This is a genomic window from Pararhodonellum marinum (assembly GCF_015354735.1).
Taxonomy (GTDB): domain Bacteria; phylum Bacteroidota; class Bacteroidia; order Cytophagales; family Cyclobacteriaceae; genus Pararhodonellum; species Pararhodonellum marinum.
Window position 1 is genome coordinate 1 of the sequence record NZ_JACEFJ010000012.1, and the last position, 20,596, is coordinate 20,596.

The 20,596-nt window shown below is 39.8% G+C and carries 19 protein-coding genes and 1 tRNA gene; 10 read left to right on the forward strand and 10 right to left on the reverse strand.

Going from position 1 to position 20,596, the window contains the following annotated elements; all coding sequences use genetic code 11:
• Positions 1–459: DMT family transporter (locus tag H1A14_RS18175; RefSeq protein ID WP_194777858.1), on the reverse strand; the 459-nt coding region annotated here is incomplete at its 3' end.
• Positions 460–600: 141 nt separating this feature from the next.
• On the opposite strand from H1A14_RS18175, the gene H1A14_RS18180 reads away from it, so the two are divergent.
• Positions 601–1,050, forward strand: a complete 450-nt coding sequence (locus H1A14_RS18180; protein WP_194777721.1) for a peroxiredoxin — start codon at positions 601–603, stop codon at positions 1,048–1,050.
• A gap of 4 nt (positions 1,051–1,054) precedes the next feature.
• Here the strand turns inward: H1A14_RS18180 and H1A14_RS18185 are convergent, their stop codons facing one another.
• Positions 1,055–1,705, reverse strand: a complete 651-nt coding sequence (locus H1A14_RS18185; protein WP_194777722.1) for an ABC transporter ATP-binding protein — start codon at positions 1,703–1,705, stop codon at positions 1,055–1,057.
• Positions 1,706–1,841: 136 nt separating this feature from the next.
• On the opposite strand from H1A14_RS18185, the gene sucC reads away from it, so the two are divergent.
• The 3 genes from sucC to H1A14_RS18200 all read left to right on the forward strand — a co-directional run bounded on the left by sucC (position 1,842) and on the right by H1A14_RS18200 (position 4,180).
• On the forward strand, positions 1,842–3,062 hold the full coding sequence (gene sucC, locus H1A14_RS18190) for an ADP-forming succinate--CoA ligase subunit beta (protein ID WP_194777723.1): 1,221 nt from the start codon (positions 1,842–1,844) through the stop codon (positions 3,060–3,062).
• A gap of 40 nt (positions 3,063–3,102) precedes the next feature.
• Positions 3,103–3,179: transfer RNA gene (locus H1A14_RS18195), tRNA-Arg, on the forward strand.
• 164 nt (positions 3,180–3,343) lie between these two features.
• Positions 3,344–4,180, forward strand: coding sequence for a universal stress protein (locus H1A14_RS18200; RefSeq protein ID WP_194777724.1), 837 nt, complete (start codon positions 3,344–3,346; stop codon positions 4,178–4,180).
• A 151-nt stretch (positions 4,181–4,331) separates the two neighbouring features.
• On the opposite strand, the gene H1A14_RS18205 is transcribed toward H1A14_RS18200, so the two are convergent.
• Positions 4,332–5,255 (reverse strand): DUF3078 domain-containing protein, encoded by a 924-nt coding sequence (locus tag H1A14_RS18205; protein WP_194777725.1) that lies wholly within the window; start codon positions 5,253–5,255, stop codon positions 4,332–4,334.
• 54 nt (positions 5,256–5,309) lie between these two features.
• Here H1A14_RS18205 and H1A14_RS18210 point away from each other — a divergent pair, with 54 nt between their 5' ends.
• Positions 5,310–5,585 carry a YidH family protein gene (locus H1A14_RS18210; RefSeq protein ID WP_194777859.1) on the forward strand — a complete coding sequence of 92 codons (276 nt, stop codon included), beginning with the start codon at positions 5,310–5,312 and terminating at the stop codon, positions 5,583–5,585.
• Between the two features lie 338 nt (positions 5,586–5,923).
• Positions 5,924–6,814, forward strand: a complete 891-nt coding sequence (locus H1A14_RS18215) for a Ppx/GppA phosphatase family protein (protein ID WP_194777860.1) — start codon at positions 5,924–5,926, stop codon at positions 6,812–6,814.
• A 12-nt stretch (positions 6,815–6,826) separates the two neighbouring features.
• Here H1A14_RS18215 and ppk1 read toward each other — a convergent pair whose 3' ends face one another.
• Entirely contained in the window at positions 6,827–8,947 is a 2,121-nt protein-coding gene (gene ppk1 / locus H1A14_RS18220) for a polyphosphate kinase 1 (protein WP_194777726.1), read from the reverse strand.
• Between the two features lie 232 nt (positions 8,948–9,179).
• Positions 9,180–11,141, reverse strand: a complete 1,962-nt coding sequence (gene gyrB / locus H1A14_RS18225; protein ID WP_194777727.1) for a DNA topoisomerase (ATP-hydrolyzing) subunit B — start codon at positions 11,139–11,141, stop codon at positions 9,180–9,182.
• Positions 11,142–11,519: 378 nt separating this feature from the next.
• Between gyrB and H1A14_RS18230 the strand changes: the two genes are divergently transcribed.
• Genes H1A14_RS18230 through H1A14_RS18240 form a run of 3 tightly spaced genes read left to right on the forward strand, consistent with a single transcriptional unit; the run spans position 11,520 to position 14,337 of the window.
• On the forward strand, positions 11,520–12,272 hold the full coding sequence (locus H1A14_RS18230) for a bacteriorhodopsin (RefSeq protein ID WP_194777728.1): 753 nt from the start codon (positions 11,520–11,522) through the stop codon (positions 12,270–12,272).
• Positions 12,273–12,329: 57 nt separating this feature from the next.
• Positions 12,330–13,478 carry a lycopene cyclase family protein gene (locus tag H1A14_RS18235; protein WP_194777729.1) on the forward strand — a complete coding sequence of 383 codons (1,149 nt, stop codon included), beginning with the start codon at positions 12,330–12,332 and terminating at the stop codon, positions 13,476–13,478.
• A complete protein-coding gene (locus H1A14_RS18240; RefSeq protein WP_194777730.1) occupies positions 13,465–14,337 on the forward strand; it encodes a Brp/Blh family beta-carotene 15,15'-dioxygenase in 873 nt (290 codons plus the stop codon). The genes H1A14_RS18235 and H1A14_RS18240 overlap by 14 nt, the downstream gene beginning before the upstream one ends.
• On the opposite strand, the gene H1A14_RS18245 is transcribed toward H1A14_RS18240, so the two are convergent.
• From H1A14_RS18245 to H1A14_RS18255, 3 genes are all read right to left on the reverse strand, one after another.
• A complete protein-coding gene (locus H1A14_RS18245) occupies positions 14,334–14,699 on the reverse strand; it encodes a CoA-binding protein (RefSeq protein ID WP_194777731.1) in 366 nt (121 codons plus the stop codon). The two genes, H1A14_RS18240 and H1A14_RS18245, sit on opposite strands and share 4 nt — an antisense overlap.
• A gap of 381 nt (positions 14,700–15,080) precedes the next feature.
• Positions 15,081–15,596 carry an acyl-CoA thioesterase gene (locus H1A14_RS18250; RefSeq protein ID WP_194777732.1) on the reverse strand — a complete coding sequence of 172 codons (516 nt, stop codon included), beginning with the start codon at positions 15,594–15,596 and terminating at the stop codon, positions 15,081–15,083.
• A gap of 40 nt (positions 15,597–15,636) precedes the next feature.
• Positions 15,637–16,155: a DinB family protein gene (locus H1A14_RS18255; protein WP_194777733.1), complete on the reverse strand. Its 519-nt coding sequence runs from the start codon at positions 16,153–16,155 to the stop codon at positions 15,637–15,639.
• A 355-nt stretch (positions 16,156–16,510) separates the two neighbouring features.
• On the opposite strand from H1A14_RS18255, the gene H1A14_RS18260 reads away from it, so the two are divergent.
• On the forward strand, positions 16,511–18,541 hold the full coding sequence (locus H1A14_RS18260; RefSeq protein ID WP_194777734.1) for a M3 family metallopeptidase: 2,031 nt from the start codon (positions 16,511–16,513) through the stop codon (positions 18,539–18,541).
• 420 nt (positions 18,542–18,961) lie between these two features.
• Here the strand turns inward: H1A14_RS18260 and H1A14_RS18265 are convergent, their stop codons facing one another.
• Positions 18,962–19,963 carry a cation diffusion facilitator family transporter gene (locus tag H1A14_RS18265; protein WP_194777735.1) on the reverse strand — a complete coding sequence of 334 codons (1,002 nt, stop codon included), beginning with the start codon at positions 19,961–19,963 and terminating at the stop codon, positions 18,962–18,964.
• Positions 19,964–20,336: 373 nt separating this feature from the next.
• On the reverse strand, positions 20,337–20,525 hold the full coding sequence (locus H1A14_RS18270; RefSeq protein WP_194777736.1) for a CsbD family protein: 189 nt from the start codon (positions 20,523–20,525) through the stop codon (positions 20,337–20,339).
• Positions 20,526–20,596 lie beyond the last annotated feature (71 nt).

A 20,596-nucleotide genomic window follows, 5' to 3' on the forward strand; every position in this document is an offset into this window, starting at 1 on the left:
GATGATATTATAGGCGAGACCCGAAAAAAGAGCTGAAAGGATCCCTACAAACAAGAACCATAGGTCAATTCTTGGATCAAAGCCTTCAATGACCAGAACACCGGCAAAGGCCATGGCAAAATAGAAGAATTGAATCGGCTTGATTTTTTCTTTAACAATAAAAATCCCCAGAATACTGGTGAAAATGGGAGAAAGATATTGGATGGTTACAGCGCTGGCCAATGGAATTTTCTGTAGGGTGTAAAAAAATGTAATAAGACCAATGGACCCTACCACTCCTCTCAATATTAATAAAGGTTTGTTATTGCCTAAAACCGGTACCTTTTGCTTTTTAAGGATTAAAAAGCTGATCACAAAACTGATGATAGACCTAAAGAGTATGATTTCAATGGCAGGAATGTGTGGCAGATATTTTACCGAGACATTCATCAAGGCAAAAAAAACACCTGCTATCAACATGTGCTGAATACTTTTATTCGTCAAAACGGTCCCAGTTTAAATTATGGTTAAAAAAAGTAATTCCAAATAAATGAATTAAGTTCAGTAAAACATTCTTTGCTTTACGGACTTTATCTATATTGAACTACAAATCAATTTAAAATGGCCTTAAAAATAGGACAAAAAGCACCGAATTTTTCCTTGCCCAGCACATCCGGTACAATCGTGATTTTAAATGAAGACCTCAAAGGCAAGCCATGTATCTTGTATTTTTACCCTAAGGATTTCACTAAGACCTGTACGGCTGAGGCCTGCGACTTTAGAGATCAATTTGACGCATTCAGGAATTTGGACGTGCCTGTGTTCGGTATTAGCCGGGACAATATCCCCACCCACATGCGTTTCAAAAAAGAGCATAGACTTCCATTCGAACTCTTGAGTGATGAAGATGGCGCTGCATGTAAGGCTTATGATGCTTTAATCCCAATTCTTAAGATACCAAAAAGAGTTACCTATCTATTGGATAAAGACCATCGCATTCAAGCGGTGTATTCTGAGATGTTTGAATCCAAACAGCATGTCGAAAGCATGTTAAAGCAATTGAAATCATGAGTGTTTAAAGGATTTTTCCATCCTGCATGGTCAACATCCTATCGGCCATCTGAGCGAGTTCTTGGTTGTGCGTCACGATAACAAATGATTGTCCAAATTCTTTTCTCAATCTAAAAAAGAGTTCATGCAACGCTTGCGCTGAATTGGAATCGAGGTTGCCGCTTGGTTCATCGGCGAAAACAATTTTGGGATCGTTGATCAAAGCCCTCGCTACTGCGACCCGTTGTTGTTCACCACCGGAAAGCTCAGAAGGTTTATGCTGTAATCTATCAGAAATACCCAAAAGTTCTGCCAGTTCACCAGCCCGCTTTTTCAAAGCTTTTTCATTTTTTCCTGCGATTAGTCCAGGTATCAGTATGTTTTCCTCAGCAGTAAATTCAGGCAAAAGGTTGTGGAACTGGAAAATGAATCCAATCTCTCTGTTTCGGAATGCGGCAAGCTTATCACCCTTAAGTTGGGTTATTTGGGTGTTTTCTACAGCGATGCTACCTTCATCAGCTTCATCCAGCGTGCCAATGATGTGCAGCAAGGTACTTTTACCCGCCCCTGAGGCACCTACGATAGAAACTATTTCACCAGGTTGTATGGTGATATCTACCCCCTTGAGTACATGGAGATCCCCGTAATATTTATGAATACCTTTGGCTTCTAACATTTTTCAGAATTGGAATTTCCAAATTTAAAACTATTTCCAAGATAACTTCAAAAATATGCTTATTTGCTAAAAAGAGAGGGGCTTTCCTTGAATAATCAAATGGTTCACCTTAACTTCGGGCAAAAATTTTAGGAGGATGAACATACACGAATATCAAGCAAAAGAAGTTTTAAAGAGTTATGGTGTTAAGATTCAGGAAGGTATCGTAGCCGAAACCCCTGAAGCAGCCCATGAAGCGGCGAAAAAATTGCATGAAGAAACCGGCACAACATGGTTTGTGATCAAAGCCCAGATCCATGCCGGTGGTCGTGGTAAAGGTAAAATCCAAGAAACTGACTCCAATGGAGTGGTTTTAGCCAGAAAATTAGAGGATGTTGCTGAGAAAGCCAAAAATATCCTTGGGGGTACCCTCGTTACTCACCAAACTGGCCCTGAGGGCAAAAAAGTAAACAAAATCTTGATTGCGCAGGATGTCTACTATCCTGGAGCAACTGAGCCAAAGGAATACTACTTATCCATTCTTTTGGACCGGGCGACAGGAAGCAATGTTATCATGGCTTCTACCGAAGGGGGCATGGACATTGAGGAAGTAGCGGAGCATCAACCCGAGAAAATCATCAAAGAATGGATTGATCCCAAAGTAGGCCTACAGCCATTTCAGGCTAGGAAAGTAGCCTTCGACCTAGGTTTATCCGGGAATGCATTTAAGGAGATGGTTCAGTTCATTACAGCACTTTATAAAGCTTATGAAGGTACTGATTCCTCCCAGTTTGAAATCAATCCTGTACTCAAAACATCTGATGATAAGATCCTAGCTGTGGATGCCAAAGTGAATCTTGACGACAATGCCTTGTACCGTCAGAAAGATCTGGCAAACCTAAGGGATTTAGCAGAAGAGGATCCTTTGGAAGTAGAGGCCACTAAGTCAGGCTTGAATTATGTAAAGTTGGATGGAAATGTGGGTTGCATGGTCAATGGAGCAGGCTTGGCTATGGCTACCATGGACATGATCAAGCTATCTGGGGGTGAGCCTGCCAACTTCCTTGATGTAGGAGGCGGAGCCAATGCGCAAACCGTAGAAGCAGGGTTTAGAATCATCTTGCAGGATCCCAATGTAAAAGCCATTTTGATCAATGTCTTTGGAGGTATCGTAAGGTGTGATAGGATCGCCAATGGTGTAGTCGAAGCTTACAAATCCATCGGTAATATTAAAGTCCCTATAATAGTCAGACTACAAGGTACCAATGCAGAGGAAGGAGCCAAAATCATAGACGAATCCGGATTGAAGGTTTTTTCGGCCATTACTTTGAAGGAAGCTGCAGAAAAAGTTCAGGACGTACTCAGAGACGCCCGATAATCACATATTTTGACCCTAGTTCTCCAAGGATCTAGGTCACGCGCCCGTAGTTCAACTGGATAGAATATCGGATTTCGGCTCCGAGGGTTGAGGGTTCGAATCCTTCCGGGCGCACCATTGGGTATCCATGCTTGTAAAGCATGGATTTTTTTTGCCCAAAAAACGCCAACCTTTTAAATATGATCAATGTCATGCTTTTCCCTGATTTTCTATAGGGATTAAAAAAAGAAAGGAGCTTATATTTAAGAAACTGATATCTAACACTTTAACTCCTAATTGTCATGAAAAAAATATTGATCCCAACAGACTTCTCTCCTTATGCGGAGGCCGCATTGGAATACGGCATGGCCATTGCCAAAAAGACCGGGGCAGAACTTATTCTCATGCACGTGGAGCTCACCCCGGTCAATTGGGCAAAGCTCAGCAAGGATCAGGAAAATCTCTATCCGGAGGCTCAATCTGCTATCAAAAAGGCAAAGGCTGAATTATCAAATCGGATCAAAAAAGTGCAGAAGTTAGGAATTCCTGTCAAAGAGTATTTGCAATTGAGTGATGGGAAAGGACAGATTGAAAAATACATGGATTTGGAAAAAATCGACCTGATCATCATGGGTTCTCATGGCCAATATGGGTTCAAAGCACATGTATTGGGCTCAAATACCTATGGAGTAATCCGAAAATCAAAAGTTCCTGTACTTGTGGTAAAATCATTGAACAAACCCGTTGGGTTCTCTACTTTATTGTTTGCTACTGACTTTAAATCACCTGCCGGCAAACATTTCAAAAAAATTGAAATGTTTGCAGAATCCATCGGGGCTAAAATGGAAATCCTCTATATCAATACGCCGGCTAATTTCAAAGAAGATGGAGAAATAAAAGAGATGGGCAAAAAATTCATCGATCAATTTGCCAACTATGATTTCCCCATTCATCTGTACAGTGCATACAAGGAAGAACGGGGTATAATCCAATTTTCAAAAATTATTGGAGCCGATTTGGTGGCAGTCATCACGAGAGGTAAAACCGATTTGCAACAGCTTTTTTCCCCAAGCATTACGGAAAACCTAATAACTTATCTGGATTTGCCCATTTTAAGTGTCAATATGCAATCTACTTGAATAAAAATAGCCAAAACGTAAAAAAGCAGGAGAAATTCCCCTGCCCTTTATTATGAAAACTAAACCAACTATTATTTAACTACCACAATTGAAACAAAAATAGTACTTTTTACTAATAAACAAAATATTTTTTCAAAAGCTTGTAAATGAACTACTCTTTATTGCCAATTTTGTAGAGAATTCCCAACGCTAAGCCTTGGCTAAATTGAATATTGGAATCCTGATCGAAATCATACAAATTCAAACTTGTAAAAGTGACATTTATCAGGTTTGTGATTTTGGCTGTTAAGGTGAGGTCCAGCCTATGGTCGGTCTCTTTTAAATTGAACTTCTCATAATTGGAGAACATCTGATACCTCATCTTCAAGTTCAGGTTTTCCGCCAAATCTTTGTTCCATGAGGCGAAGATCTGAAGTGCCAACCATTCTGTTCTGACTGTTTCTCCTATTGGGACCCCATAGTTTCCAGGAACAGTCAAAAAGAGGTCCCTGTTGGTCACAAAAGTCAATCGGGGAGATAAGGGCCCTATCCTAAGGGCAAATTCATCGTTGGGCTTGTATTCCATCCCTATGGATGAGGTCAGAAAGGCTGGTGACATGAAATCCGAAATCAGCAAAAAGGGAGGTTCGGAGAAATCAAAACCCTCTGCAAACTGAGATAGAAAATTTAAGGAAGCGTATGTTCCCCACTTTTTGCTCAATAAATAACCGACTTTGGTGTCTAGGAAAATCCTGTCATTGTTTTTTCGGGTCTCTTCACCCTGATTTCTTACAATTCCGTACAACAATTCCACTTCAGAATCCCAAGAGAAACGGTTATTCAGGTAATTTGCAGTCCCTGCCAATATTCCTCCAAAGGCAACTGAGTTCACTCCACCGGCCTTCCAGTTGCTGCTGAATGCACCTTGGTTAAAGTTGAGCCCACCTGAAAAACTTTTTATCCAATAGGTGGTGTCTTTAAAAACCAACTGGTCTTCTTCCAAAGAAGGCGGTGCAGGAGGAGGTGCTACTTCCTGGGCAGATGATGAATACAAAATACAGAGCATAAACAGGGGTAAAAGAATGAAACTTTTCATAAAATGGTATATTTAAGTTGTAAATAGATTATGAAGAAAACCAACCGCGAAAATATGGAAAATGAACCTGAAAATGAGCTGATTGTTAGAGATTATTTGGCTCGACAGCGGACAACGATGGCCAACGACCGTACTTTGCTTTCGTATATCCGAACTTCCCTTTATTTTTTGGTCAGCGGAACAGCCCTTATGGAGGTAGAAGTCTTAGATCATATCAGTGATTTGGGATACCTCTCCTTTGCCTTGAGCATTTTCCTGGTCATTCTGGGATTTGTAAATTTTTTTAAAGTAAGAAAGAAATTAAAAAAAGGCTATTATCAAAGCATGTGAATTTTAAAAAACTATGTGATCTGATAAATATAAATGGTTATCCGCATATTTGCCAGTGACCCAACATTCTTCTCCAAACGGGTCGGTAGCCCCCTGCTTGTCGGCCTTGCAGGCCCGCCAGTGGTCGGGCAGGCCCGCCAGTGGTCGGGCAGGGGATGTTACGGGACATTGCAGTTTGCTGGCGAGAACTGTATTGGATTACCATTTTACTGGCATCATTGCGTACCTATATGGAAACAATAGCCAAATTTAAGTTTCCCAATACTTATGGAGAGCTTGGCAATGAATTTGTTCATCAAAATCAAAATGCATCCATCAATACCGAAACCCGAATCCAATTGAAATTAGCAGCAGTAGATATCGGATCCAATGCGATCCGATTACAGGTTACCGTGGTCACCCAATATGAAAATAAAATCACCTTTAAAAAGCTGGAATACATCAGGTTCCCCTTGAGGTTGGGAATGGACGTTTTTCACACCCGGAACATCAGCGATAAAAACAGAAGGAAATTTCTCAAACTCATGAAGGCCTTCAAATTGCTCATTGATCTGTATGAAGTGGATGATTACATGGTCTGTGCTACTTCAGCATTGAGGGAATCAGAAAACGGTAAAGAAATAGTAGAAGAGGTCAGGCAAGAGATGGGCATGAAAATCCAGATAATTGATGGAAATAGAGAAGCCGACCTGATCAATATGGCACTTTGGAGCTACATAGACCACAAGCCTTACCTGCATATTGATGTAGGAGGAGGAAGTACAGAGTTGAACATTTACAGAGACCAGACCAAAATAGCCAGCAAATCTTTTAAAATAGGTTCAGTGAGGGCTTTAGATGACAGGATTCCGCTGACCGTTTGGAAAAACATGCACAATTTCATTCATGAATTTGTACCTGATAAGGGTAAAATCACCTGCATTGGAACAGGCGGAAACATCAATAAAATATTTGAACTGTCCAATCCAAGAAAAAACAAAAGGTACTTAGACTTTTCTAAGATCAAAGAGGTCCAACAAACCCTGGAATCTTACACCTTTCAAGAGAGGATCAATGTGTTGAATTTAAACGAAGACCGTGCAGATGTAATTATCCCCGCCACCAAAATCTACCTGGCAGCCATGTCTGCGGCGAATTCCAGCAGAATGATTGTCCCAGACGTAGGGCTAAAGGATGGGGTTATGAATGTGCTCTATGAGCGAAACAAATTGAAAAAACCTCTAAAATAGAAAAATCTGACTTTAGATTAATTTTACATTTTCAATAATGCCGGTATCCAACTCAAAGAATTTTTGGTGAATATTGAATTCTTCCTCCCCTTCAACTGGCAACTTTATTTCATAAGTACCATCTTCTTGCATGATATAAGTATTGACATTGTCCTTAAGATTGTAGGCCAGGATATTCATCAGTTGCTTTTCCAAGAAAGGAGAGTCAATCCTGAAAAGTGATTCTAACCTTCTATCAAAACTCCGAACCATCATGTCGGCACTCCCTACATAGGTCCTTGATTTGCCTATGTTATGGAAGTGGTATATTCTGGAATGTTCCAAAAAATCACCTACTATGGAAAGTACCTGTATGTTCTCACTTAATCCTGGACGACCGGGTCTTAGACAGCATATCCCTCTGACAATCAATTTAATAGGTACGCCAGATTGTGAAGCCCTATAAAGCGCATAAATGGTTTCACTGTCTTCCAAAGAATTGACTTTAATAAATATCCCACAAGGTAATCCCTCTCTGGCATGACTTGCCTCATCTTCGATAAATTGGATCAACTGATTGCGCATGTCCCTTGGAGCTGTTAACAGATTTTGGTAAGTGGCAGGCATGGAATGCCCCGTAATGACATTAAAGAATTCTGACACATCATTGGCCAAAATTTCATTGGTAGTGAGTAACCCGATATCGGTATACAACCTGGAAGTTTCCTCATTATAATTACCGGAACCTAAGTGAACATATCGGATGACCCTGTTTTCATCTTTTTTGACGATAAGCAATAATTTGGTATGGGTTTTCAGGTTACTGACTCCATAGATTACAAAACAGCCAGCTTTCTGAAGTTTCTGCGCCTCTCTGATATTGTTTTCTTCATCAAATCTGGCTTTGACTTCAAAAAGAACCGAAACGTGTTTGCCGTTTTCGACCGCTTTCAATAGCGCATTGGTAATTCTGGAACCTTTGGCCAGGCGGTAAATGGTCATTTTTATGGCCATGACATTAGGATCTTCTGAAGCTTTCTCTAAAAGATCAAGAATAGGGCTGATGTTGTTATAGGGATGGTGAAGCAAAACATCTTTGTGCTTCAAAACCTGAAAGATATCTTCGGTACCGGCTTCGGGATAGGAAAGTGGCGGAACAGGATTGGGTACTGCTGGTATTTTATCTTTAAACCGCTTGTTGCCGATCACCTCCCAAAGCCCATTGAAATCAAACATACTGGCTCTTTCAATCTTGAAGATGCTGTCATCTTGAATCTGCCAGCGCTCTTTAAGCAAATTCATCATCCATTTGGAATAACCCTCCTCAACTTCTATTCTAACCACGCGGCCAGTTTTTCTTGCGTTGAGTTTTCTCTTGACTTCTTCCAGAAAATTGGTGTCCATATCCTCACTTTCCTCCAATGTAAAATCGCCGTTTCGGGTGATCCTAAAAAGGTTGATGGATTCTATGTCCACATTTCGGAATAAGGCAACCACATGTTCCCGTATGATTTCCTCAATAGGCACATAAATGACGAGATCTTCCCGTTCTATTTCAAAAAACCGAGGAATATTGGAAGGTATCTGAACGAAGGAGAGCTTTCTATTGTCTTTTTTATCCCCTGGACTAATGGTAACCACACCGAAGATAAGTAGCTTGTTCATCAGAATAGGAAAGGTATGGTATCCATCGTATACCATAGGGGTAAGCATGGGATAGACCGCCTTTTGATAGTATTCCTTCAGATATTCCTGTTCTTCCGGCAATAGATTTTTGACATTGCTCAAAATAAATCCAAATTCCTTGAGTCCGGGAAGTAAGGTATTCTGGAAATGGTCATGCTGCTTTTTGTGAAATTCTTGGCACTCAAGCATCAACTTCGTCTTAAAGGGCTCTTCACGCAATCCTGAATAATCTACCCTTTCTTTATCATAATCAAGGTAATTGTACAAAGATCCCACTCTGATCATAAAAAATTCATCGAGATTTGATGCCGAAATGGCAAGAAATTTCAACTTCTCAAAAATGGTTCTCGAGGCTTTGTAGGACTGATCTAGCACACGGTCATTGAATTTGAGCCAACTCAAGTCCCTACTGACTAAGTCACTTTGATAGATGATCTGGTCTACTCTATCTTTCTGAAGTACTTTCATGATAAAATTTTAGAAATCAAGGCATTAAGGATTTTTTTGCAAGGATACAAATGCCATTCACTTGCCGCTTCTGCAAAATATCCCCCTTTTGTTCGGGAAAAACAATGGGATTTACAAATTAGGACTAAATTATTGAATTAATCACATTAAATTTTGGTGGATACTTTATTAATTTATTAAATAAAAAAAAGGGGATGATGGTCCCCTTTATGTTTATTTGCGTCAGTTTCCATCAGGTATCTATGTGGGCATATTTGGCATTCTTCTCAATGAAATCTCTTCTAGGGGCTACCTCATCCCCCATCAGCATACTAAAGAGGTGGTCTGCTTCGGCAGCTGAGTCGATATTTACTTGCTTGAGTGATCTTCTCTCGGGGTTCATGGTGGTATCCCATAGCTGCTCCGGATTCATTTCACCCAGCCCTTTGTAACGTTGGATACTGACACTGTCTTCTCTGCCATCCTTGGCCAGTTCTTTAGTAATGATTTTTCTCTCCTCTTCGGTCCAGCAATACCGTTCTTCTTTTCCTCTTTTCAATAGGTAAAGCGGCGGTAAGGCTATATACACATACCCTTGTTCGATAAGGGTACGCATGTACCTGAAAAACAAAGTCAAAATCAAAGTCCGAATGTGTGACCCGTCAATATCAGCATCCGTCATGATGATGATTTTGTGGTAACGAAGGCTTGAAATATCTAACTCCTTGTCATCCTGCAAGGTACCGAACTTAACACCAAGGGCAGTTAATATATTCTTGATTTCTTCGTTGTCATAAATCTTATGCTCATGTGCTTTCTCCACATTAAGAATTTTACCTTTGAGAGGTAAGATGGCCTGGAAATCACGATCACGTCCTTGTTTGGCTGAACCACCAGCCGAGTCTCCTTCCACCAAGTAAAGTTCACAGACCGTTGGGTCACTGTTAGCACAATCGGCCAATTTTCCGGGAAGTCCTCCCCCACCCAGTACGTTCTTCCTTTGGACCATCTCTCTGGCCTTTCGGGCAGCATGTCTGGCTTGGGCGGCCAACACAACTTTGTCCACGATGATTTTGGCAGATCTGGGATTTTCTTCCAACCAGATCTGTAAAACCTCGGAAACGGAACTGTCTACTGCACCGGTCACATCTGAATTACCCAATTTGGTTTTGGTTTGACCTTCGAATTGGGGTTCTGCTACTTTAACCGAAATAACAGCTGTGAGGCCTTCTCTAAAATCATCTCCTGTCACCTCAATTTTCAGCTTATCCAAAATCCCAGATTTATCAGCATATGACTTCAGGGTCCTGGTCAATGCCCTTCTGAAACCTGAAACGTGCGTGCCTCCTTCATGTGTATTGATGGTGTTGACATAGGAAACCACATTCTCGGTGTAGGAAGAGTTGTAACTCATCGCCACCTGAACAGGTACTCCGTTTTTCTCTGATTCAATGTAGATAGGTTCGGGAATGATTTTATCCTTGGTTTCATCCAGATATTCCACGAATTCTACCAAACCACCTTCGGAATAAAACTCATCTCTTTTGGGTTGTCCATCCTCTTCAATTTCCCTTAAATCAGTCAGATAGAGTCGGATGCCGGCATTGAGAAATGCCATTTCCCTGAGTCTTGTGGCGATGGTTTCGTATTTATATTCACTGACGATGAAGATACTGTCATCAGGTTTAAAATGAATGGATGTACCTCTTCTGTCAGTGGTGCCGATTTCTCTGACGTCATACTGGGGAACTCCTATTTTGTATTCCTGCTCATATATTTTTCCGTCACGGTATACAGTGGCATGAAGGTCTGTGGAAAGCGCATTGACACAGGATACCCCTACCCCATGCAAACCTCCAGAAACCTTATAGGTGTCTTTATCAAATTTCCCCCCTGCATGAAGTACGGTCATGACCACTTCCAGCGCGGATTTGTTTTCCTTTTTGTGCAGGTCAACCGGTATCCCCCTACCGTTATCTTCTACAGTGATGGAATTGTTCTCGTGAATGGTTACTTTTATCGTATCACAATGTCCAGCTAGGGCTTCATCAACTGCATTATCGACTACTTCCCAGATCAAATGGTGGAGACCTTTGATTCCCACGTCTCCGATGTACATGGCTGGCCTTTTTCTTACTGCTTCTAATCCTTCTAAAATTTGAATATTCCCAGCGGAATAATCGTCCTTGTTTACTGGCTTGTTGGTATCGCTCATGATTTATTTAACGTCTTTCTTCCAAAAGAAAAACGACTGTTTTTTATTTTTAATTGACCCGTAATATTACGCAAAAAAACTGACAGTACATACCCGAAATCCTCCTTAAATTCGGCAAAAAACCTCAGGTGAAAGGATATTTTGAATTTCATTCCAGTTCTCGACTTTTATGGCTGTAATATAAAAATACTTGTAAAAATTGCATTTTTTTAATAGACAATTATCACTCATTTGACCCTTGATTAACAGCTGTTTATTTACATTTGTTTATCAAAAAGCCTTGTTCGTTAAACAAAATATATTTGGTTTCCATTATACTGGCATTACCCGAACAAAATAATATTCACTCATTAAACTCACTTTAACACAAAAACGCGTATGAAATCACTATTCCTCGCAGACATTGTAGGTCTGGAAAAAATTGTAAACAGTGACCCGGTCGCAATCACTTTCTTTATCGGATACATGGCCATGTTTGCCTCGGCTGTGTTCTTTTTTATTGAAAGAGGTTCTGTTGACGGAAAATGGAAAGCATCCCTTTTGGTATCAGGATTAATTACAGGGATTGCCGCAGTGCATTATTATTATATGAGAGACTTCTACCTGCAGACAGGTACTAGTCCCACAGCATTTAGGTATGTGGACTGGACTTTGACAGTGCCGTTGATGTGTGTGGAATTCTATCTACTTACCAAGCCTTTCGGTGCCAAGGGAAGTACCTTGTTTAAATTAATAGTTGCAGCCTTGGTCATGTTGATTACAGGTTACATCGGTGAAACATCAGGTTTGGACAACAATGTAATGTGGGGTATCTTTTCTACACTAGGCTACTTATACATTGTATATGAAGTTTTTGCTGGTGATGTGGCAAAATTAGCCAAAGGTTCAAACAGCCCAGCTTTAAACAGAGCAATGTTTCTATTGAAAATTTTTATCACTTTAGGCTGGTCCATTTACCCAATCGGATACATGGTGCTTCCTGGAAACCTGTTGTCCGGTGCCTTTGAAGTTTCAAGCATTGACCTGTTTTACAACCTTGCAGATGCCATCAACAAAATTGGATTCGGTTTGGTCATCTATTCAGTTGCCATTTCTGAAACTGCACTTTCCAGAAAATTAGCCAAAGCTTAATTCTTCTTCACCAAAGGCCATTCTGAAAATTTCAGGATGGCCTTTTTTCTATCTACTATGAAATATGATTTTATCATTTCGGGAGCTGGTTGTGCGGGGCTAAGTTTTATACACTATCTGCTTCAAAGTCCATTGAAGGACAAAAAGGTGCTGGTCATAGATGCCTCTGATAAAAAGCAGAATGATAGGACTTGGTGCTATTGGTCAAAAAGCCCATTGGACATTCACCCGAAAAAAGATCAAATCATTTCATGGAATAATATCATCATCCAGGACGAAGCCTCTACCGTCAATAAAAACCTGGACGGTTCAAAATATTTCCATATAAAATCTTCGGATTTCTATGATGAAATTTTGGGCCGCATCAAGATGTATCCGAACATCGAATTCTTACATGAACAGGTAAAATCAGTTACCGGCAAGCCCGGTTCTGCCATTATGGTGGAAACTGTGAGCTCGGGTTCATTCGAATGCCATCAATTGATCAATTCCATTCCCAACCTTGGAACCACCATGCCCCAACCCGAAATCAAACAGGTTTTTTTGGGGTGGGAAATTGTGACCGATCAGGCCTGTTTTGATCCCAATGCTGCTGTGTTGATGAACTTCAAAAATCTGTTTGCAGATAAAGTCAATTTCATTTACCTTTTGCCCTTTTCAGAAAAGCATGCTTTGATTGAATTCACGGTATTGGCCCCGGAATCTGAGCAAGAGGAAAAACTTGAGGAAAAGATCAAAGCATACATCAAAGAAAGCCTGGGAATAGATCAATATGCCATTACTTTTGTGGAAAAAGGCAGCATTCCGATGACTACCCAACAAATGCCGGAACCCAATGTGCCGAACTGGTTCAACATAGGCAGCATTGCCAACTGTACAAAAGCTTCTACCGGATACACTTTTTACAACATTCAGAAACAATGCCAAGAACTGATTGCCAGACTTTCCTATGAAAGCAATGCCTTTAAAAAAACAGAAAGGTCTCCAAGGCGGTTTAGATTCTATGACAACATCATTTTAAACATCATTGCGAAATGGCCTGCTGCAGCTCCTGCGGTTTTTAAATCAATATTTGCCAGTAATCCGGCTGACCAGGTTCTGAAATTCCTGGATGAAGAGACCACCCTGGCAGAGGAAATAAAAATGCTCTCAAGGTTGCCTTTCAGGTATTTTGTGAAATCTTTGCTCCACTATGGGAAGTACTGAAAAATATGGAAAGACCATCGGATTACTGTTGGCAGTCCTCTATTTTCTTTTTTTTCAGGAACACCCCGCATATCAATGGATTGTTTTTGCCTTGATTCTCATCACAGTAGGAATACCCCACGGGGCAATAGACCACCTTTTGGTAAAGGAAAAAGGAGAATCCATCAAACCCCTTGAATTTTACCTTAAATATCTTGGCACCATTTTGTTATACCTGTTGGTTTGGTGGCTTTCCCCCAAACTGGCCCTGTTTGTTTTTTTGGTAATTTCTTCCTTCCACTTTGGCCAGGCCCATTTTACAAGGCATTCAATCACTGACTTCAGATTTCTCACATATTTTTTATTGGGCGCTTTCTTTCTTGCCCTGATCATTCTCAGTGATTTCGCGGTTTCAAGAGATATCTTACTTCCTATTTTAGACATAGGGCCTATAGCCCCATATGCCTTATGGATTATTTTATTCCTTGGTTTGATCAGTTTTGTTTTAACTTCCCGGCAAAAAATAGCTGGCAAAGGGGCATTTTTTATGGAAATAGTTTTACTGTCTGTCCTGCTTTACTTTCTGCCTGTATTGATGGGTTTTATTTTGTATTTTGGATTTTGGCACTCCCTTCCCAGTATGCAGGAAGAATTCGAGGTGTTAATGGCCAAACAGAAATCCGACAAAATTTTTGGCTTTATTAAAAAACTACTGCCATTTAGCCTCCTCAGTTTGGGGGGACTGGCCCTGATTCTGTACTTTTCCAGCAACAGACTGGAAACTGATCAGCTAACTTTATTGCTTTTTGTAATGGTCTCTCTGATCACGGCCCCCCATGTGTGGGTAATGGACCGGTTCCTTGAAAATAAAAAAAACTAAAATTGCCCTGTGCTTAGCATGACCAGATTACAGGCAGGCAATACCTCTATGTTTTTTTTTCTGGCCTTGGCCATTAGGCTTGGGTTATGTGTACCCGGATTAAAAATGATTCTTCTGGGCTCCAATGACAAAATATACTCCTCCCATTCCACCTGATTTTCAGGTCCAATGTATAAGGTTATGGTATCCACTTCCTTAATCTGTGGCTTTTCTTTTAAATCAAGAATTTCCTTACCGAAAAGCTTTCCCTGTTTTATTCCGACGGGAACAAAATCATAACCCTTTTCTGAAAACATTTTGGCTGCCATGTAGGCGTATCTCCCCGGGTTGGTAGTGGCACCCATGATCACAGTTTTTTTCATGCTATTGCTGTAAGCTTTATAAGTTTATTTTTATCGGTAAACCGAAAATTGATGTATTGTAGAACTTGTACTGAATTGATAGATTCAATTTCTTGGCTGATTTACAATTCTTTCATTCATACAAAAAAAATTCTGGTATGGTTCATGGTTATCTGAAACAAATGGTTTGATTTATTTGTGATGTATGCTTAAAACTATTGCACTTTACGCTCCATTTTGTTTTCCATATCATAGCATGAAAAATCCAGAAAAACAAAATGCTTTAGCATCATAGGGATTTACGGAAAAGAACGAAAACATTTATTTGTTATCACCTCTTCAAGCCGATGATGTCAATTCTCTCCTTCGATTGATCAGAAAGTAACAGGGCCAAAAGTCAAGTCAATCCTCCAAAAGCCGCCGTTTTAACTCTTTAACCCGGTCTGCAATGCTCATCTGTGTGATATCTGCATTCAATGATATGGCACCTAAATAATCCTTTAGGTCCCCTTTATGGTCTGTGGTGGTGCCTTCCTTGATCGTGACATAGCGCATGGTGGACCAGAGAATGTTTTTCAGTTCCCCCTTATTGTCATCAGTCATGTAATACTCCACCACGACCGTATTGTGGTTGTGCCAAAGCAATCGGGTCATGATCCTGATCCACTCTCCTACTTTTGCAGGCCTCACATAGGCAATGTTGTGGTTGTATACCACCCATGCAGCCTCATATTTTCGAATAAAATCCATCATTTCTACCCCATAAAGCTTAGGCACCTGATCCTCCCGGGCATTGAAGTAATAATCAAAATACTTGGCATTATTCAGGTGACGGAGGGGGTCACAGTCCTGAAAACGGACTACTACCCTACTTTCGGTTTCTTTGGGATAGTGTTTTTCTGGATCGAATTCAAACATAGGTTGCTTAAGTTTGGAGTAGGCTTAAAAAAAATAAAATTTATGAATAACGGGTTCGTAGGATATCAAGGTGATGTTCGCAATGACCTGCAATAATAAATACCAAAGCCCTTACACTTACTGGCTTTCCATTGGCGATGCCTATCCTTTCGGAGGCGTTTTCTGGAAGCGTACTCAGCAAAGACATCAAACCGTATCTGGACATCTCAAAATCTTCCAAAAGTTTGGAAAGAGAAATTTGGTTAAATCCAGCTTGATTGACATAGGCATCCTGATCAAAGCCCGGCAATGGTTGCTCTTCTCCCCTAGCAATACACAATATTCTATAGGCCATGATTCGCTCCGTATCCACTACATGGCCCAAGACTTCCTTTGGAGTCCATTTCCCCTGCCCGTAAGGAAAGAGTGCCTTTTCCTCATCCATACCTTTAAAGTATGATTTGACTTTCTCCACTTGATTCAACATAAATCCCTCCAAAGATTTATCTATTACCCTTGAAATATATTTTTCAAAATAAGGTGGATATTCCAATTTATCGGGAGGGATCAAACTAATCATGTCATGACGTTTACTGATGTTTAAATTTATGCTTATTTCCAGAACTTGGAATGAAAAAACAGAACTTTATTTTAAAATTATGGTCATCCGCTTACTTGCCAGTAACCCATTATTCTACTTCAAACGGGTTGGAAGTCCAATGTACCGGACATTTCAGTTTCCTGGCGAGTGTTAGATTGAATTACCATTTTACTAGCGTCATTGTGTAAAGACATTTTAAAAATTCTATTTTTTAGTGAGGATGTATTGGATTGCATGCTCCATTTAATGTTTTTCTCCTTTAACATTCTTTACTGGATTCAATTCTATAACTTTGAAGTAATTGTGAAGTTAAATGACAAAAACTATCATTACCATGAATCCATTGTTGGAAAAATTTAATACTCCTTTTGAAACCCCACCTTTCGATAAGATTAAAAATGAACATTTTCTTGAAGCCATACAGTCGGCCATCCAAGAGGCAAAATCAGAGATAGCTAAAATCAAAACGAAAGAAAAAACTGATTTTTCAAATACAATTGCTGCAATGGATCTGTCAGGCCAAAAGTTGAATAGGATAGCGTCCATCTTTTTCAATCTAAATGCAGCAGAAACCAATGAAACCATTCAATCCTTAGCAAGGGAAATATCTCCTTTATTGACGGCCCATAGCAATGATATTCTGTTGGATGAAGATCTATTTGAAAGGGTAAAAAAAATTTACCATCAAAAAGAAACATTAAATCTGAATGCAGAACAACACACATTATTGGAAAAAACATTTAAGTCCTTTATCCGAAATGGCGCCAACCTAAACCCTGAAGAAAAGCAAAAATTAAGAGAAATTGACAAAGACTTATCCCAGTTGGGCCTGCAATTTGGGGAGCATGTATTGGCTGAAACAAACCGATACGAATTGGTCATTGAGGAAGAGAAAGACTTGGAGGGCTTACCGGAGACGGTCATCGATGCTGCCGCCCTTACAGCCGAAGAAAAAGGCAAAACAGGCAAATGGGTTTTCACGCTGGCTTTCCCTAGTTACGTTCCGTTTATGACATATGCAAAAAACAGGCAGCTCCGAGAGACCTTGTTCATGGCTTATAACACCAAGGGAAACAAGGGTGATGAGTTGGACAACAAGCAGATTATCAAGGAGATTTTAAAGCTGAAACATGAACGTGCAACACTACTTGGATACAATCGTTTTTCGGATTTTGTTCTGGAAGAAAGGATGGCTGAAAGTGGAGAAAAGGTGCTTGGTTTCTTAAAAGATCTATTGGCTAAAGCAAAACCCAAAGCGCTGGAAGAAATTAGAGAATTGCAGGAATTTGCTTTAAAAACCGATGGGTTGGATCAATTGCAAAAATGGGATTTCTCCTATTATTCGGAAAAACTAAAGATGGAGAAGTACCAGATAGATGACGAAGTCCTTAAACCTTATTTTGAACTGAATGCAACGATTCTTGGCGTTTTTGAAACAGCCAATAGACTTTTCGGACTACAATTCCAACCCAATATAAAAATACCTGTTTATCATAAAGATGTGACTGCATACGAGGTCTTAGACAGGCATGGAAAGCACTTGGCCGTTTTTTATGCGGATTTTTTTCCTAGAAGTGGAAAAAGAAACGGCGCATGGATGACCAGTTACAAAGGACAATACAAACAGGACGGAAAAGACTCAAGGCCACAAATTTCCATCGTTTGTAACTTCACCAAACCTACCAAAACAACTCCCTCCCTCTTGACTTTCAATGAGGTTACTACCTTGTTCCATGAGTTTGGCCATGCCTTGCACGGTATGTTGGCAGATGGAACCTATGAGTCCTTATCCGGCACGAGTGTGTATTGGGATTTTGTCGAGTTGCCCTCACAGATTTTTGAAAATTGGTGTTACGAAAAAACTTGTCTCGATCTGTTTGCCAAGCACCATAAAACAGGAGAAAAGATCCCTCTGGATTTGGTTGAAAAAATTAAGCAGGCATCTAATTTTCAACAAGGTTATCAAACTGTTAGACAGATCAGTTTTGGATTGCTTGACATGGCATACCACAGTACTGATCCGGAAATGATAGGTGATATTGTGTCATTTGAAAAACAGGTGATGGGAGAAACGGATCTATTGCCGGTAACACCTGGAACTTTGATGAGTACTTCGTTTTCACACATTTTCCAAGGAGGATATGCAGCTGGATATTACAGTTATAAATGGGCGGAAGTGCTGGATGCGGATGCATTTGAACTCTTTCTTGAAAAAGGGGTGTTTGACCAGGAAACCGCAGAATCATTCAGGAAGAACATCCTTGCAGCAGGAGGACGGGAGCATCCAAAAATACTTTTCAAAAGATTTAGAGGAAGGGAACCTAGACCTGATGCGCTCTTGAAAAGAGCAGGATTAAAAATATGAAAAAAGGGTGCAAAATATTTGCACCCTTTTCATTGTTCTATTCATTCTAGAAAAAACTTATTGTAATGGTTTAACATAGGCTAGCCAAGTTAGATGATAAAAATAAATCCAACGAGCACTAACCAAACAACAGCTGAAATGGCCAGAAATAATCTGAATTGTTTGTCCTCGTTCATAGCTTTTTAGATTTAATGTGTGGATAAGTTACACTTTTTTTTATTTGAAAGCAATTTTTTTGTGGATAATTTCTCTTATCAATCCATTGATTTTAAGGTGTTTAACAGGCATATCAAAAAAAAGCAGTCAATTGAATTTTCCTCAATTTATAATTAAGGGAAGTGAGCATGATGAAAAAGAGAATCACTTCCTGATATTTATAATTATTAGAATATTTTATATCATCATTTTTATTTCGTCTGTTCAGGGGTTTTCCGTGGTTTCATGGTAATGTTTTTGATTCTTAGCCATCAATTCCGAGGTCCACTTAATTTTCACCGAATTTGGGGATCTTCTCACCGGGCAGTTTTTGACCATACAATAATGGCAGCATTTTTCTGGGATACAAGGGTCAGCGTGAATGAAAACTTCGACCATTCCGGGAAGCTGATTTCCCAAAACATCTTCAACGTTTTCCACTTCATCATGTACCTGTCTCAAATTAAAATAATAGGGCAATGTAAGGTGAAGGTCTATGTGCCGGTCTCCGCCATATTGTTGCACCCGCATGTTATGGATGTCTATCCAAGTAATTTTTCGGTGTTTGTTCAGCAGTTTAACGGCTGGTTGTAAGTTTGCAGGATTGATTTCATCCATTAGGCCTGCTACAGATTTGCGAACCAAAAAATATCCATTGTATAAAATATAGGTGGCAAATAACAGGGACAAAAAACTGTCCAACCAATAATACCCGGAAAAATACATGAGACCAATGCCTAGCAACAAGACCAAGCTACTGACGGCATCCGTGGAAACATGTTTACCGTCTGCTTCCAAGGTTAAGCTGTTCAATTTTTTTCCCTTTTTGAGTAACAAATACCCCAAAAGCCCATTTGCCAATCCAGAAAAACCCACCAAAACCATTCCTAAAGGCAAAGCAGTAAGTTGTATTGGAAAAATTAAAGTATAAATAGACTGATAAATAATAAATAAGCCTGCTAGAATGATTAAAACACCTTCTAGTCCTGCGCTGAAGAATTCGATTTTACCGTGTCCATATGGATGGTTTTCATCCCTAGGCATGGAAGAAAGGTAGATGCTGTAAAAAGCAAATCCGGAAGCAACTACATTAACAATGCTTTCGAGCGCATCTGTAAGGATCGCATTTGACTGGGTAACATAATATCCATAAAACTTGACTACCAGCAATATGATACTGACTACAAACGAAATCAATATCCATTTAAATTTTTCCTGGTGAGGCATTTGGCAGGCTGAAGGGTTATAATGAAAGCAATATACACAGTGAAAGCTTATCTACCACAAAGAATAAACTTGATTTTTGTCCTAGGGTTTAGGTAGCTTTAAGTCCGGTATTTATCGAAAAATCGGTTGTAAAAAAAACTCAATGTATATTATATGGTTATCCATTTCTTTGCCACTAATCCTATATTCTCCTTTAAAAGAGTCGGAATTCAGAAGTCACCCGCCTGTCGTCGGGCAGGGATTTACGGGAAATTTCAGTTTGGTGGCGAGAATTAAATTGAATTACCATTTTACTGGCATCATGGCGTACATACATTTTGTATTAAATTTCTTTTGAAAAAAAAAAGCCCCGAAGGGCTTTTATTGAAATTGTTTAATCTTCAAACAGAAATTTTTTCAACTCGTCTTCCGCTGCTCCGGTTTTCTTTTGCAGTTTTCCCAAAAGTTGGTCTTCTTGACCTTCTTCATAAGCTAGGTCATTGTCAGTCAATACTCCATACTTTTCTTTCAATTTTCCTTTCAGGACATTCCAGTTTCCTTTAATCTTAAGGTTATTTGACATGGTATTAAGGTTTAAGTGGTAAATTTATTTTACTTTTATACCTAAATATAAACAAGATTCGTTCCAAAAAT

Coding starts and splice junctions, on each gene's coding strand:
- H1A14_RS18180 (WP_194777721.1), top strand. CDS start 601: ATGGCCTTAAAAATAGGACAAAAAGCACCGAATTTTTCCTTGCCCAGC.
- gyrB (WP_194777727.1), bottom strand. CDS start 11,141: ATGAGCGATACCAACAAGCCAGTAAACAAGGACGATTATTCCGCTGGG.
- ppk1 (WP_194777726.1), bottom strand. CDS start 8,947: ATGAAAGTACTTCAGAAAGATAGAGTAGACCAGATCATCTATCAAAGT.
- H1A14_RS18270 (WP_194777736.1), bottom strand. CDS start 20,525: ATGTCAAATAACCTTAAGATTAAAGGAAACTGGAATGTCCTGAAAGGA.
- H1A14_RS18245 (WP_194777731.1), bottom strand. CDS start 14,699: ATGAAAAAAACTGTGATCATGGGTGCCACTACCAACCCGGGGAGATAC.
- H1A14_RS18230 (WP_194777728.1), top strand. CDS start 11,520: ATGAAATCACTATTCCTCGCAGACATTGTAGGTCTGGAAAAAATTGTA.
- H1A14_RS18200 (WP_194777724.1), top strand. CDS start 3,344: ATGAAAAAAATATTGATCCCAACAGACTTCTCTCCTTATGCGGAGGCC.
- H1A14_RS18255 (WP_194777733.1), bottom strand. CDS start 16,155: ATGATTAGTTTGATCCCTCCCGATAAATTGGAATATCCACCTTATTTT.
- H1A14_RS18205 (WP_194777725.1), bottom strand. CDS start 5,255: ATGAAAAGTTTCATTCTTTTACCCCTGTTTATGCTCTGTATTTTGTAT.
- H1A14_RS18265 (WP_194777735.1), bottom strand. CDS start 19,963: ATGCCTCACCAGGAAAAATTTAAATGGATATTGATTTCGTTTGTAGTC.
- H1A14_RS18250 (WP_194777732.1), bottom strand. CDS start 15,596: ATGTTTGAATTCGATCCAGAAAAACACTATCCCAAAGAAACCGAAAGT.
- H1A14_RS18240 (WP_194777730.1), top strand. CDS start 13,465: ATGGGAAGTACTGAAAAATATGGAAAGACCATCGGATTACTGTTGGCA.
- H1A14_RS18210 (WP_194777859.1), top strand. CDS start 5,310: ATGGAAAATGAACCTGAAAATGAGCTGATTGTTAGAGATTATTTGGCT.
- H1A14_RS18260 (WP_194777734.1), top strand. CDS start 16,511: ATGAATCCATTGTTGGAAAAATTTAATACTCCTTTTGAAACCCCACCT.
- H1A14_RS18235 (WP_194777729.1), top strand. CDS start 12,330: ATGAAATATGATTTTATCATTTCGGGAGCTGGTTGTGCGGGGCTAAGT.
- sucC (WP_194777723.1), top strand. CDS start 1,842: ATGAACATACACGAATATCAAGCAAAAGAAGTTTTAAAGAGTTATGGT.
- H1A14_RS18185 (WP_194777722.1), bottom strand. CDS start 1,705: ATGTTAGAAGCCAAAGGTATTCATAAATATTACGGGGATCTCCATGTA.